The following is a 12,929-nucleotide window of genomic DNA, read 5'->3' as shown; positions in this document are numbered from 1 at the left end:
TCAGGCGACCTTACGCTCGGGGCGGGCGATCGATCGCACGATCCGTGAAAACGCATCCTCGGCATAGGACTGCCCAAGACTGACGTTCCGCTGATCGATGTCGGGCAGCGCGCGCAAGCGGTCCACCATGCCGTTGAACTTCGCTTCGAGTGCCTTCGCCTCGTTCATGAGGTCGATCTCGGCCTGCGTCAGATCGCGGTAACCCGCGATCTTCTTGTGCTGATTGTCCACTGCTGGCTCCTTAAATCGTTCGCACGGTGCGCACGGCGCGGCGGGGCTTTGCGCGCACCGCGCTGGCGGCTCGGGTGACGGTCACGCCGGCGCGGGCAGGCGGTGGCGGTGGCGGTGGCGGGGCATCATCGTCCACTTGCTGCACCACAGGAGTGGGTGCCGCCGGCTTCGGCGGCCGTGCCCACTGCGGCACCTTGGTCAGGTTCTGATCCAGGCCGACCAGTCGCAGCATCACGACTAGCGCGTAAATGAAGAGGTCCCACGTCTCGTTGCGGACGCCCTCGGGCTTGGTCCAAAGCCCCTCTTCCTTCTCCTCGGCGCGCAACTCAGCGAGGTGCTTGTCGGAGAGGTCCTGCGGTAGACCGACATAGGCGGGGCCGGGGATCGGCCGCCGTAGGCGGTAATCGGCGATATCTTTGACGCGGTTGACGTTGGGGATGAACAGCTCGCACTCGGGCGCGCCCTTCACCTGCCGCTTCGCGTCGACGGTCGGCGACGGTAGCAGCAGCTTCTGCGTGGGCTTGCCGCCCTTCAGCAGCGTGACGGCGCTCGCCGGCAGCGCGGCCCGCCGCTCCTTCCGGCTGCCGGTGACCATGTCATGCCACCAGGCGTAGGCATTGTCGGTCGCGTCGTCGCCGCCGCCGGTGTCGATGCCGGTGCACAGGATCCGCATCGTCAACGTAGGGTCGCGCTGCAACGGATACCGGCGCGCCAGCACCTTGGAATAAAGGACCGCCCAATGTTCCCGGCGGCGGAACGGCTCCAGCTTGGTAATGCCGTCCGCCAGCGTCAGGATGTCGAACCGGTCGATGATCCACGCCCGATTACCGACGCCGTGCCCAACGATCAGTACGGAGAACCGATCAACACCAAGATCAACGGTGGCCGTCAGCGCGACGACACCATCGGGCACCTGCCCCAGCCGATATGATGAAGCGCGGGCGCGCTCGGTGAGCATGTCGAGCGTCACCGGCGCATCCCCGCTCGATCGGCTGACGTAATTCCGGCCGACCTTCGTTTGGAAGAACGACTTGAGCGGGCCCTCGTCCTGGTGGTCCTCGAACCGCAGTTCGGCGGTGCGATATTGCCGCGCCAGCGTCGACCAGGGTGCGAGACCGAACGTGCCGTCCCACCAATAGCTGTCGGTGCTGTTCGGCTCGAGTTCGCCGATCCTGCCGGTGTTCGTCCCCGTCGACCAGGAGACGGCCGTCTCACCTTTCCCGATCCACCGCCCGGACGCCATCAGCGCCGCCTTGTCGGCTTGCTTGTGCGACCCGCCACAGGTCGGGCTAGGGCAGCTGAGCTCGGCGGAGTTGGCCGCGTCGAGCGCCGTGCCGGTGCGGTCGAACGTCAGCCGCTCCCACGCCATCTCGAACGGCTCGCCGCATTGCAGGCAGTCGACCCACCAGCGCTTTGAGGTGCCGGCGGCGACGAGCGGCTCAATGCCGCGCTTCGGTCCCTTCTTCGGACTGGAGTTGACGTAGAGCTTCCAGCCGTAGCCCTGGAAGCTGGTGGTCCGACCTTCGAACAGGGAAACAGCGTCGCCCTGATCGCCGATGTCGTCATCGAAATCGTCGTAGTCGTCGAGACGTCCGCGCGAGAACGGGCGCGCGCGGAAGTTCGGACCGGTCGGCCACAGGAAGTGCCAGTCGCAGCCGCGAAACTGCTTGAGGTAGATGTTGTCGGCGCTGGCCGTGGCCAGCTGCCGCTTCGAAACGTCGGGGCACTCCTCGAGCAGCTTGTTGATCTGCGTCGTGACGTAGGAGGCGGTCAGCTCCTTGGTTGGGCTGTAGAACGCCATGTCCGCCGGGTCGTAGATGACCGAGTGGACCTGCCAGTTGTTGCCGACTTCCGACTTGCCCATCTGCGATGGACCGATCACGGCGATGATCGCGTAGGCGCTGGTCATCGCGAGGTTATTGGTCGGCTCGACCAGGTGCTGCATCGGTTCCGGGCTGTCGCGCCACGGTCCGCTATAGGCGCCAGGGTTGCGCAGGTGCCGATGTCGGTTGGCCGCCTCGATCGGCGTCACCTTCTCCGGGAAAAGCACCTCTCTGAACGACCGCCTCACGCTGGCACGGGCATCGGCGAACCGCGGCGGCTCGCGCGTCTGCTGCATCAGCAGCGACAGCGCGCCCAGTCGGGGGTGGATGGCCTGGCGGCTAGTCGATGACGCCGTCGCCTCCGCCGTCCTGTTCCGCGGCGTCGAGATCACCGACGTCGGCATCGAGCGCCTCCACGAAGAGCTTGAGCCGATCGCCGATCAGATCGTCGATCGCGTCCTGCACCTCCCTATCGAGTGAGAACCTGCGGCGGATCGTAAGGCCGACACCCTGAAGCTGGCGCCGCAGCTCAATCACTGCGTTGACCGTCTCGGCCTCATAGTCATGGACGCGCGTCAGCTCGCCCATCGCCTCTCGATATTCCAGCTCAGCGAGGCCGGCTTTGAATTCGTCCCCGCGCTGCTTGCCGGATAGAAGGAGGTCGTCCTCACTGGCGTCGCCGCCGAGCATGGACAAGCGCAATTCGGCGAGCTTGGCGGCGCGCCCGTCATCATCACCGCCGGCAGCGGCGCGTTGCTTCCACCACTCGACGCCAGCAAGCGCCGCGATCTTGTAGCCCCGTCCTCGCGTGCCGCGCTCGAGGATCCAAGGCGCTTTCGCAGGCGCGGCTTTTAGATGCGAACGCATCGTCTCCGGCGTTACGCCGCAGAGCGATGCGAACTCGTCCAGATTGACGATGAGCTCGTCGGATTTGCGCTTGCGCGGCGCCGCGCGCGGGGTCGCGGCTCGCGCCATTCAGCCTCCTACGCCTACCGCCAGGGCCCGACGGAAAAGCAAAACCCAAATAAAAAGGCGTAACGATTTCCGAACACGGGAAACGCACGCGCGTCGCGGCTTCGCCCCCCGTATTCGCCGCCCCCGCTGGGAGGACCCAACGGGGGGTATGTCCGCCTCGGACTGACCTGAGGTCGGACGTTGGTCAGCCCCGACCACGCACGGCGGCGCGCGCCTCGGCGGCGATGCGCTCGACGTTCGCGATGCGATCCTCGGCGCGGCTGTGGCTTTCGACATCAGCCTCGAAGTCGAACGCGGCGCTATGCAGTTCGCCAGCCAAGCGCTCGAGGATCATTGCTGTCGTGGCTACAGGTTGAGACATCGAGCCTCCCACTTCCGAATGTCAGGAAGTCTTATCGGCCGCCCTCTGCTTTCGTGCGGTGGCCATCAGATCGACACGCCGGCGGCGCTCTTCCGCCCTCGTGAGATCGTGAGACACTATCGGCGCGCGCACGCGGTTAAGTTGCGGTTGCAACCTGCCGACCGGCCGTCGAGCGATAGCGCATTTGTTGTACTCAGGGCGGAGGGCCTGAATGTATCGCCGCTCAGTTGCGTCCAGCTTGTCCCGCTCGCACCTGATAAACGATACGGCGTCGAAGGTCTTCACACCTTCAGCAATGTGCGAGCAGATGCGACGGCGGATATCGACGGCTTGCCCGACGTAAACGACCTCACCACTCCGATACAGGAAGTAAACGCCCGTCACGTTGAAGCCGTCGAACGAGGGAATGCAGAGTGAAAGGCCTAGTTCGGTAGCCAACGCTTCGCACTCCTGCTGGCGACATCCGCCGGCTAGTTCGGTGGCGGGCGCGATTGGCTCAATGGCCAGCCTTCAAACCCGCAGGGCTGCTCTATGCAGCGGCGCCCGTCATCCGGGCTGACGATCCTGTACCTGATCCGTTCGCAAATGCATAGAGGCGATCTTGAAGTCGAAGGCGCCGCCGAACGTCACCACGGTCCAGCTACCATCGCACAGAACCACTTCCCCTGTGAGGCCTCGGAAAGTGTCGTTCTCCACCCTCACCGGCTGACCGGCGGCGAACAGGGGCGCGCTGCCGCTCGCCTTCCGCTTCGCCTTGCCACGAAGCTCCTCCGTCCTCAGGCGCTCGACTTCGGCGTTCTTAACCTTTGCGACCTTGCCCATATGATGGAAGATTGAGAAGGCCGGGAACGGCGAGGCGGGCATACGCAGCACCGCTTGCAAATCATCCTGGCGGTCCTGGCGTGCGAAGACGAAAGTGGGCATCAGCGGCACCTCGACCTCTGACGTCTTCGTCTTTCCCCGCAGCGTGCGCCGCTTCTGCATGCGTGTCGGAGTCCACACGTCGTAGCCGGCGTCGAGCAGGGCCTGTGCCAGGATCAGCGTACGTGGCGCGGCGGTGCGCAGGACGATCCAGCGGCCTGTGCTGACGGCCGAAGCCTGCAACGATTCGGTCCTCTGGTGCATCATGACAGCTCCCCCGGCGCAAGCCGTCGGGCTGCGTTCACCCTATGTGCTATGGCGTACCCGAAAGCGGCAGTTCCCAATTCCGCACATGCCAACCCCCGATTGCGAAGATAGCGTGTCAATGAAATGGCCGTTACGCTTGGCAAGGGGAGCACCACAGGAGGGGCAATTTTGTGGCAGATTCAAAGGTTACGGTAGAGGACGTGGCGAAAAGCCTCGAACAGGCGGGTGAGCGTTTCCTGACCCAGTGGAAGGCGCATGGTTGGCAGACCACAGTAAATATGCACGCCAACGTCAACTGGATGGCCCCCTCCATGAGTGCGGACGAATTATATGCCGAGGTGGCAGACGCGGCGACGCGTGTTCGATCTGCCAATTCTCGCAAGCTGCCGGACGCAGAGTCGAAATATTTATTTCGATTGAAGGTGCGTGCTGACGCCTTCAATGCGTCGCAGATCAATTCGGCTTTCGACGCCGTAACAGCCAATTTGCTGGAGCTCGTGAACTCCGTCTACCGGCACGTACCTCCACTGCCAGCCCCGCCGCCACCACCGCCAAAGATCGACTGGGAAGATCTGAAAAAGGACCGGAATCTTTTACCGAAAGACCTGTTTGCACGTCTCCGGGCAGTCGACACCCGCCTGAAAGATATCGAGCCGCGCTCATTGGAAGTGGGTAAAAAGATAGCGGACATCGAAGCAGCTCATGAAACTGCGGAACAATTGCCCACAGACCTCGCGGAGCTGCGGGACCAGAAGTCGGAGCTCACTGCGCTTATGAAGAGCGCCTCCCAGGCTGCGGAGACGGTGTCGAGTGAGGAAACGAGAGCGAGTGACGCGCGGCAGCGCATCGAAGCCGCCGAGCGCGATGCGGGCCGCCGAATAGGCGATGCGCTTGGATCGGCAGATGCGATGATCCGTCGCAGCGAACAAGCTCTCCGCGGCGCGACCAGCGCGGGCTTGGCAAAAGCATTCGAGGCACGCAGGTCCGCCCTTGCCCAATCCGGTATGTTTTGGACCTTTGGACTAATCGCAGCTCTTGGTGTCGCGCTACTCGTCGGATGGGAGCGACTGCAAAGCCTCAAGGAGGTGCTAAACGGAGGCAAGGAGGCCGCAACGATCTGGGCGAACGCGGCGCTCGCGATCTTCGGCATCGGAGCACCAGTCTGGTTTGCCTGGCTCGCCACGAAGCAGATCGGCATGACGTTCCGACTAGCGGAGGACTACGCGTTCAAGGCTTCTGTATCTCAAGCCTATGAGGGATATCGTGCCGAAGCCGTGCAGGTGGACGAAGCGCTGCGCGAAAGACTTTTGATCTCTGCCCTGACGCGCATCGAAGAGGCGCCCAGCCGCCTGCTCGGACCAGATCATCACAGCAGCCCCCTATCCGAATTGCTATCAAACCCGGCGATACGAAAAAGCTTGGAAGCGGTGCCAGGAATTTCAGAGAAAATCATGGCGCTAATTCCGACGAAAGGCGGCGCGGCAGCCGCCATTATTGTGCCGGCGGCAGCAACCGCAGCGGTAGCTTCTGCCATCTCGGGCGATGACACGAAGCCCGAAGGGTCGACGCCGTAGGAGAGCGACATCAGGCGAGACGGCTGGTTGGCTAAGTCGTCCATTTAGGACAGCCATTTTCGACCGGATATGAGGCGGCAACTTCGGGTGCAGCTGACTTGATAATCGTCCATCCGCGTCCGTGGCAGCCATTCTCCAGGTCTAGGTCTGAAAGGTTAGCGGCAGGGTCGATTAACACAATCGGCTCTGCTGCATGACGGTCGTAGGTCAGATAGCCGCCGATCTGTAGCTTCAGCAGGTATCGGGCAACATGTTGACGCCGCACAGCAGCACGACGTGACACTTCTCCCAAGCTGGGGGAGCGGCCGTGCTGGCGCCGATACGCCCTGATTGCGAACAGAACGCGATCACACGCGCTGGTTGTGAAGGGAACAGGGATGACCGCCATATCAGTCACGCCACTTCCCGATTGCTCGTGCCGGCCATGCCGAGGACGTATTGAGCGAGGCGACGGATTCGGCTGTCATCGGTGAACCGCGCCGCCGGCGCAACGCCGGGATCGACGATGCCTCGCGCCTGGTCCGTCTTGACGCCCAACGTCTCGAGCAGCACGGGATCGCTTCCGCCTGACGTGTGGAGGTAGTGGGCCGTCACCTGCTCGACTTGGCCCGGCCGGCGTAGCCGCCCGACGACCTGGTAATGCACCTGCGGTGACCAATCGAGCTCCCCGAACACGACGTCGCGGCAATGGAATTGCAGGCCGTCGAGCCCCGCCCCCGATCGCAGCGAAATGATCATCACGCGGCTGTCGCCGTTGGTGAACGCCTCGACGCTACGCGCCTTCCCTGCGCCGCTTTCGGATCCGGTGTAGAGGACCGGATTGAACGGCGCGAGATCCTCCATCCACCTCGCGTAGACGTCGCGGTGCCAGCCAGCGAGCAGCACCCGCGGGCTGTCCTTGAGCAAAAGCCTGACGTACGCCGCCGCTGATCGTGCCTTTGCGATACCGGTCAGCATCCGCATCTTGAGGTCGAGATCGCGCGCCGCGCGCCCAGCCTCGACGAAGCTGCCGCTCAGCACCGTCATCGCGAGGGACCGCGTCAGCGCCTCCTCTGCCTCGGTGGCGTCGTCATCCCAGCCGACCTCATAGTCAATGACGTTCGCCGGCGGCATGGACGCGGACACGGTCGCGTCCGTCTCGGTGCGCCGCAGGAAATAGCCGGTGTCGCGAAGGTACGAGCCCAGTGCGTCGGGGTCTTTCACCTGGCGCGTGCCATTGCACCACTCGCGCATGAACTCATCACCCCTGCCGAGCAGGTCAGGCTGGATGAAGTTCATGACGTTGTGGATCTCGTCGCCGTAATTGTAGACCGGCGTCGCCGTCAGCCCGATCCGCAGCTCGGCGCCCTGGCTCGCGATACGACACGCCTGCCCCTTCGACGTGCTGGGTCCGTGGCGCAGCTCCTGCACCTCGTCATACGCCACCGTCTTGAACAGGCCCGTCTTCAGCACGTCGATCCAGCCAGCGACGTTCGAATAGCGGAACACGTACACGTCCGCCGTGGGCAGGTCGTAGGGCTTGGTCCCTTTGATGACGTGGACGCGCAGCGTCGTGAACTTCTCGATCTGCGCGGCCCATTGCGGCGCGAGGTGCGGCTGCACGACTACCGCCGCCGGCATAGGTGCGCCCATGGCGAACACCGCCGCCGCCGAGATCGTCTTGCCGAGGCCGACGTCATCGCCCAGCAGCAGGCTTCGCTGCGTCAACGCGATTTGGGCCGCCTGCGTCTGGTATAGGTAGGGCGCTAGGCCATCGCGGAAGCCGCGCACCTCGCCCGGCGTCCACGTCGGCATTAGGATGCGGTCGCGTTCCGCCAGACGGTCCGCCTTGCGCTCCACCCCCTCCGCCAACGCGGCAGCGGCATCATGGGCCAGTGGATAGCGCTGCATGAACCAGTGCAGGTCGGCGCGCACGTCGTCGGTGTCGCTGAGGTGCAGCTCGGTCGCCGCCGCCGACACGCGCGGGAAGAACCGCTTGAACGCAATCGCCACGTGCGGCTCGAGATCGGTGACGATCCAGCGCCCGCGGCCGTCAACGTCATGGCGCAGCTGGCCATAGGTTTTCACAGCGATGCCCTCCCCAGGGATACGTAGAAGACCGGCTTTCCGCCGATCGATGGCGGCAGGCCCATGGCCGTGCCGGTGATGAGGACGAGAGCCGAGATCCCGTCATGCGCGGCGTAGCGCTCCAGCTGCCGGTAAATCGCCCGCTTGGCGTATCGCACCTTCGCCTCGATCCCGATCGTCCCGACCATGAAGTCGATGCGGTCGGCGGCGCTCAACCGCACCTCACGCTCGTGGTCGATGCCGGCGGCGGTCAGCGCCTCGCCGATCGACAGCTGGAGCGCCGCCTCGGTGCCCAGCCGCATCCGCGTCCGGCGCAACAGCGCAACCAGCTCGGCGGCGTCGGGCATCATGCGGCACCGTAGAGTTCGAGGTGCTGGTCGTAGGCCTGGCGCAGCATGTCAGCGTCGTATTCCTGCTCCTGCGCCAAGATCGCCGCGGCCTTGGCGGCCTCGACATCGGGGTCGATGCGGAACAGGCGTTCGTAATCGCCCTTGTTCGGGATGCGCAGCTGATGCGGCTCCAGTCCGCCCGGTGCGTCCATAGCGACCGGCTCTGCTCGGCGACCGATCGACGCGCGCGCCGCGGCCTCTGCGCGCTCTCGCACCTGCTTGAGGTCGTCGGGCGACGCGGTAACGGCGTCAGCGGCATCCTCCCGTGCGCGGCGCCCGCTGCGCAGGATCGCCCGCGCCCTGGCGATTGCTGCCTGCTCCGGACTCACCCAATCGCGGATGCGCTCCACGATCTGATGCACCGTCGGAAACCAATCCAGCTCGGCGAGGCATCGACGGCACGCATAGGCGATCGCGCGCTCGTCGCGGCCGACCAGCATGGTCTGGTATGTCTTCAGCTTGAGCTTGCCGGCATCGGTGTTGGTTGCCTGGGCCGGCATTGCGGCTGACAGCGAGGCAACGGACTTTCGGACGTAATCGTCGTCAGCCGGACGCGGCGCCACAGTCCCCAGCGCCACCTGTTCAGCCAGCGCGATATCCGCTGCCGTAAACGTCGCGGTGCAGTCGAACGCCCGATCAAGTACGGCCTGCGTATTCGGGTTCGAGACAAGCATCGAGAAGGCCGTTGCCGGATGGGCGGTCGTTGTGATTTCGTTTCCCACTGCGAAGCACTCCCTCGATGTAGCTGATGGGCTCGATGGCCCCTTCCCTCTGCGCCTTTCCCAGCGCGACGATCACCGCCTCCGGCCCGTGGCCGCCTTTCCACTTGCCGAGCAGCTTGCCCGCCTTCGGATCGACGATGCCGTGGGTGGCCAGGAACGCCTTGCCCTGGTCCCACATGACCTTTTCGGGATCGATCGGCGGCGCCGCGGCGCCCGATCCGATAGGATCGGAATTAGAATCTCTCTGTCCCTGTCCCTCTCCCTGTCTCTTGGAGGCTTCGTCCCCGAGGACGCGGGCCGCTGTCCCTAGGGACAGGTGCGGGACAGAGGCGGGAAAATGCTGGGACAGGAAGGTGACGAAGTCCGGCGCGGCCACGTCTGTCTCGTGCCGCTGATTATGCTTCTTCACCCGCGCGCATTCGGCGCGGTGACGCTGTTCGACCTTGCTGCGCCAGGCGGCCAGCACCTGCTCGGCGACCACTGGATGGTAGAGCCGGCCGTCCGCAGCCTCGACCCACCCGCGCAGCGCATCGGCGCGATGCTTGCGGAACGTCTTCAGGTCGCGCCCCAGCCCGCATAGGCGCGCCAGCACGGCGTCCGCCGCCGGCAAAGACCCGGCTGGCAGCTGATGCCACGCCGCTGACCAGAGCAGCACGGCGTACCAGCACGCCTCCGGGTGGCTCTCCGCGGCGAGGTCGCTGTCGCGCAGCCGTGCAACATGCAGCGGCATGAACGGGAAGTCCTGCAGGTCCGCATCGGCGGGTGTCAGCGGCGCGGTCATGCGCGATCCTTTGCGGGGGGTGAGATGCGGACGATCACGGCGCCGCCGATGACGGGCGCGCCGCGCGACATGCTGAGTTCGAACAGGCTGTCATCGATGCCGATCGCGGCGCTGACGGCGTCCAGGCCGGCTTTGATCGCGGCGAGCATGTTGTCGATGTCGCGGCGCTGCGCGTCAGGCGGATGGAACACGACCATGACCGCCGCCGCCGTGTAGCCCACCGGTCGAAGCCCGGCCGCCTTGCACGCCCACCCGCAGTCGGTCTTATAGCGCTTGGCCGCCTTGGCGCGCTTGCTCCAATGGAGCCGGCGCGCCTGGTTCGGGTTCAGCGATGGCGCTGGCCAAGGGAGCGTGACCTCGATCACGCGAGCCCGCTGTCCATGTCGTCGGTCGGCTGGCGCGGGTCGACGGCCAACGCTACCGCGAGCGGCTTGGTCCAAATCTCCCGGCTCGAGAGCACGAACGTTTCACCCATGCTCGCCAGCAGCAGCGTCTCCCCGATCGTCTCCGCCATACCCCGCGCCGCCGCGCTGGGGACGGCATTGCCGATCCATTCGCGCTTCAGCTGATCGGAGCCGCCCTCCAGGTCGAACACCTCGCCGGGGTCGAACAGCGATTGCAGGGCTGCCAGCTCCAGCGTCGTGAACGGGCGGTGCCACGTCCCATCTAGCGCGACGATGCGCGCAACGAGCCGGTCGGCTGGGGCTGGGAGAGCGACGAGCGGTTCGGCCGCGACCGAACGCGGGTCAGCGATCGACCAGTTGCCGCGGTCGTACTTCGCATATCCTGGCACGGCGTTGCTGCTTTCGTCCCAGCCGATCACGCCGTAATGACCTTGCGTCGCATAGCCTGAGCGGCCCTCGGCGTTGAGGCCGACGGGGCGTGGGTCCGCTACAGAGAGCGCGCCGGACCCGACGCGATCAGATCCTGTAACGGTCGGCGCCGCCGCCGAGGCGTCCACCACGCGCATCTTGTTGTGATGGGCGCCGGAACCATGGGTTGGACGCGGGTCGGCGACAGCGAATGCGCCATCCCCAGTCGTACTCGCGCCGATCACGGTGCGGCTCGTGCCATCATACGGCGTCACCTGATACTTGGTGACCGCATAGTCCTTTTCGGGTGGCCTAGGATCGGCAACCGACAATCCGCCCGCCGGGCCCCCAGGCCCCGCCACGGCGGGCGAGGTCCCATCGAAAGGCACGATGCGGAAAATGTTGTTGAAGGCGGGCTTGCCGGTCAGGCGCGGGTCGGCAACGGAGTTGGGACCGCCGCCCGGCGCGGCCTGCCCGGTCACGGTGCCGGCCGGCTCTGCCCAATCACGCACGCCATATTGGGCGAACGTCTGGTTTGCCTGCTGCGGGCGAGGATCAGCAACGCTGTGCGCGCCGTTCGACGGCCGCGTGGCGCCGGCGACGACGCCTGCGGGCGCTTCCCAGCGGCGAACGCCGAGGGAGCCATGATGTCGCCCGCTCTCGCGTGGATCAGCAACGCTATAGGCGCCGTTGGTGCAGCCGCTACGGCCGGGCACGGTCCCCACCGGGCGATCCCAGGCGCGAACCCCCAGCACGTCGGACTGCCAGTCCGCATCGGCGGGTCGCGGGTCGGCCACGGAAAACCGACCTTGCGCGGGCGACCGCTGACCAGTCAACGTCGGTGCCGTCGCTGCCCAGCCGAGCACGCCAAGCTGGTTATCCCTCATTCCACGATCTGGCACGATACCGAATTCGGCAAGGACACCATCCTCGACCCGCAGCCTGTTCAGCGATCGCCAATCCTGCCCCGCCTCGACGAATGCGAGCCGCACCCACGTCTTCCATTGAAGCATCGGCACGCGGTGCATGGGCCCCGCCGCCTCGGCGCCGGGCAGCGGCAGCTGACCGATGACCTCGCCGACGCCGCGGAGGCGCGACTTGCGGGGCTGATACAGGAACGGCGGCACCTTCTCGGCGTGGCGCGCGACCAGGAGGAAGCGCTTACGGCTCTGCGCCAGTCCCCCGATTTCGCCACAGTCGTGCGTCGTCTCAGCGAACACGTAACCGAACGAGCGCAGGATGCTCTTGATCTGATCGAGCAGCGCCCGGCCGCGCGTCGCGATGCGGGGTACGTTCTCGAATAGGATGATCGGGATCGGAGCATCCTTGTACGCCTCGAGCGCCAGCCACACGCCGCGCAACGTCAGGCGGTTGAGCGCCTGATACTTGTCGGTGCCGCTCGCCGCCGCCGACAGCAGGCCGGAGAAGCCCTTGCACGGGGCCGACAGAAACATGACGTCGAGGTGCGGCCCGAATGCGGCCAGGATATCGGCCGGCATGGCGGGCTGCCACCCGGGCGGCGGCGGCCCACCATGGAAGGCGGCGTACTGCTCGGCGTCGAACAGGTCCATCACGGTGCCGCGCGAACGCGTGATGCGCTCAAAATTGCGGATCGCGCCCGCATCGACGTCGATACCGCCCGCGCATTCGAACCGCGCCGAGACGTGGCCAATGCGCGGGTTGGCGTCATTGAAGCCCTTCGCGCCCGCGCCGACGCCGCAAAACATGTGCGCGACGCGGAAGGTGCGCTGGGTGGTGGTTCGCTGAAGCATCAGGCGGCCTTCACCCGGTCGCGACGGAAGAACGTCGGATCCGACGGGCGCACCCGCTCGCGCAGATCGTCACCCAACACCGCGCCAGGCTGCGCGCCGTCGATCGGCAAAGCGAAGGGCGGCCGGGGCGGAAGCGGCGCCGGCGGGTTCACCGCGGTGCGCGCCCGGTAGATCGACGCCGCCCACTCCGGCTTCGTGTGCTTCAGCATCTCGAGTTCGGCGGCGGCGGCGTCGAAGTCGCGGGCCAGGATCGCGCGCGCGAGACGTTCGCGCCAATCAAGTGCAGTTCCCATC

General features: G+C 65.7%; 14 protein-coding genes. 1 reads left to right on the top strand and 13 read right to left on the bottom strand.

What is annotated here, in order from left to right; all coding sequences use genetic code 11:
- The 6 genes from ACP7A3_RS12515 to ACP7A3_RS12490 all read right to left on the bottom strand — a co-directional run bounded on the left by ACP7A3_RS12515 (nucleotide 1) and on the right by ACP7A3_RS12490 (nucleotide 4,518).
- Nucleotides 1-231: a DUF7681 family protein gene (locus ACP7A3_RS12515; protein ID WP_426255794.1), complete on the bottom strand. Its 231-nt coding sequence runs from the start codon at nucleotides 229-231 to the stop codon at nucleotides 1-3.
- Nucleotides 232-241: 10 nt separating this feature from the next.
- The gene (locus ACP7A3_RS12510; RefSeq protein ID WP_426255793.1) at nucleotides 242-2,458 is read right to left on the bottom strand and encodes a terminase gpA endonuclease subunit; all 2,217 of its coding nucleotides are present in this window, start codon (nucleotides 2,456-2,458) and stop codon (nucleotides 242-244) included.
- Complete coding sequence (locus ACP7A3_RS12505) at nucleotides 2,394-3,029, bottom strand: hypothetical protein (RefSeq protein WP_426255792.1); 636 nt, start codon at nucleotides 3,027-3,029, stop codon at nucleotides 2,394-2,396. The genes ACP7A3_RS12510 and ACP7A3_RS12505 overlap by 65 nt, the downstream gene beginning before the upstream one ends.
- A gap of 184 nt (nucleotides 3,030-3,213) precedes the next feature.
- Nucleotides 3,214-3,363 carry a hypothetical protein gene (locus ACP7A3_RS12500; RefSeq protein ID WP_426255791.1) on the bottom strand — a complete coding sequence of 50 codons (150 nt, stop codon included), beginning with the start codon at nucleotides 3,361-3,363 and terminating at the stop codon, nucleotides 3,214-3,216.
- 48 nt (nucleotides 3,364-3,411) lie between these two features.
- Complete coding sequence (locus tag ACP7A3_RS12495) at nucleotides 3,412-3,828, bottom strand: hypothetical protein (RefSeq protein ID WP_426255790.1); 417 nt, start codon at nucleotides 3,826-3,828, stop codon at nucleotides 3,412-3,414.
- 108 nt (nucleotides 3,829-3,936) lie between these two features.
- Entirely contained in the window at nucleotides 3,937-4,518 is a 582-nt protein-coding gene (locus ACP7A3_RS12490) for a transcription termination/antitermination NusG family protein (protein WP_426255789.1), read from the bottom strand.
- Between the two features lie 200 nt (nucleotides 4,519-4,718).
- Here ACP7A3_RS12490 and ACP7A3_RS12485 point away from each other — a divergent pair, with 200 nt between their 5' ends.
- Entirely contained in the window at nucleotides 4,719-6,092 is a 1,374-nt protein-coding gene (locus ACP7A3_RS12485) for a hypothetical protein (protein ID WP_426255788.1), read from the top strand.
- Nucleotides 6,093-6,485: 393 nt separating this feature from the next.
- Here the strand turns inward: ACP7A3_RS12485 and ACP7A3_RS12480 are convergent, their stop codons facing one another.
- From ACP7A3_RS12480 to ACP7A3_RS12450, 7 genes are read right to left on the bottom strand one after another with little or no spacing between them, the layout of a single operon-like run.
- A complete protein-coding gene (locus ACP7A3_RS12480; RefSeq protein ID WP_426255787.1) occupies nucleotides 6,486-8,159 on the bottom strand; it encodes an SNF2-related protein in 1,674 nt (557 codons plus the stop codon).
- Nucleotides 8,156-8,509, bottom strand: coding sequence for a hypothetical protein (locus ACP7A3_RS12475; RefSeq protein WP_426255786.1), 354 nt, complete (start codon nucleotides 8,507-8,509; stop codon nucleotides 8,156-8,158). The genes ACP7A3_RS12480 and ACP7A3_RS12475 overlap by 4 nt, the downstream gene beginning before the upstream one ends.
- The gene (locus ACP7A3_RS12470) at nucleotides 8,506-9,222 is read right to left on the bottom strand and encodes a hypothetical protein (protein ID WP_426255785.1); all 717 of its coding nucleotides are present in this window, start codon (nucleotides 9,220-9,222) and stop codon (nucleotides 8,506-8,508) included. The genes ACP7A3_RS12475 and ACP7A3_RS12470 overlap by 4 nt, the downstream gene beginning before the upstream one ends.
- Nucleotides 9,185-10,051, bottom strand: a complete 867-nt coding sequence (locus tag ACP7A3_RS12465; protein ID WP_426255784.1) for a DUF1376 domain-containing protein — start codon at nucleotides 10,049-10,051, stop codon at nucleotides 9,185-9,187. The genes ACP7A3_RS12470 and ACP7A3_RS12465 overlap by 38 nt, the downstream gene beginning before the upstream one ends.
- Nucleotides 10,048-10,416 (bottom strand): RusA family crossover junction endodeoxyribonuclease, encoded by a 369-nt coding sequence (locus ACP7A3_RS12460; RefSeq protein ID WP_426255783.1) that lies wholly within the window; start codon nucleotides 10,414-10,416, stop codon nucleotides 10,048-10,050. Before ACP7A3_RS12460 ends, ACP7A3_RS12465 begins: the two co-directional genes overlap by 4 nt.
- On the bottom strand, nucleotides 10,413-12,635 hold the full coding sequence (locus tag ACP7A3_RS12455) for a DNA cytosine methyltransferase (RefSeq protein WP_426255782.1): 2,223 nt from the start codon (nucleotides 12,633-12,635) through the stop codon (nucleotides 10,413-10,415). The genes ACP7A3_RS12460 and ACP7A3_RS12455 overlap by 4 nt, the downstream gene beginning before the upstream one ends.
- A complete protein-coding gene (locus tag ACP7A3_RS12450; protein ID WP_426255781.1) occupies nucleotides 12,635-12,928 on the bottom strand; it encodes a hypothetical protein in 294 nt (97 codons plus the stop codon). The genes ACP7A3_RS12455 and ACP7A3_RS12450 overlap by 1 nt, the downstream gene beginning before the upstream one ends.
- Between the last annotated feature and the right edge of the window lies 1 nt (nucleotide 12,929).

Source organism: Sphingomonas sp. DC5200-1 (assembly GCF_049897245.1).
In the GTDB taxonomy this organism is placed as follows: domain Bacteria; phylum Pseudomonadota; class Alphaproteobacteria; order Sphingomonadales; family Sphingomonadaceae; genus Sphingomonas; species Sphingomonas aquatilis.
The sequence above is the reverse complement of the archived record's forward strand: the minus strand, read 5'-3'. Positions and strand labels throughout refer to the sequence as shown.

Excerpts from the sequence above, each read along its gene's own strand:
- ACP7A3_RS12505 (WP_426255792.1), bottom strand. The coding sequence starts at position 3,029 with ATGGCGCGAGCCGCGACCCCGCGCGCGGCGCCGCGCAAGCGCAAATCC.
- ACP7A3_RS12500 (WP_426255791.1), bottom strand. The coding sequence starts at position 3,363 with ATGATCCTCGAGCGCTTGGCTGGCGAACTGCATAGCGCCGCGTTCGAC.
- ACP7A3_RS12465 (WP_426255784.1), bottom strand. The coding sequence starts at position 10,051 with ATGACCGCGCCGCTGACACCCGCCGATGCGGACCTGCAGGACTTCCCG.
- ACP7A3_RS12450 (WP_426255781.1), bottom strand. The coding sequence starts at position 12,928 with ATGGGAACTGCACTTGATTGGCGCGAACGTCTCGCGCGCGCGATCCTG.
- ACP7A3_RS12475 (WP_426255786.1), bottom strand. The coding sequence starts at position 8,509 with ATGATGCCCGACGCCGCCGAGCTGGTTGCGCTGTTGCGCCGGACGCGG.
- ACP7A3_RS12510 (WP_426255793.1), bottom strand. The coding sequence starts at position 2,458 with ATGCCGACGTCGGTGATCTCGACGCCGCGGAACAGGACGGCGGAGGCG.
- ACP7A3_RS12470 (WP_426255785.1), bottom strand. The coding sequence starts at position 9,222 with ATGCTTGTCTCGAACCCGAATACGCAGGCCGTACTTGATCGGGCGTTC.
- ACP7A3_RS12490 (WP_426255789.1), bottom strand. The coding sequence starts at position 4,518 with ATGATGCACCAGAGGACCGAATCGTTGCAGGCTTCGGCCGTCAGCACA.
- ACP7A3_RS12455 (WP_426255782.1), bottom strand. The coding sequence starts at position 12,635 with ATGCTTCAGCGAACCACCACCCAGCGCACCTTCCGCGTCGCGCACATG.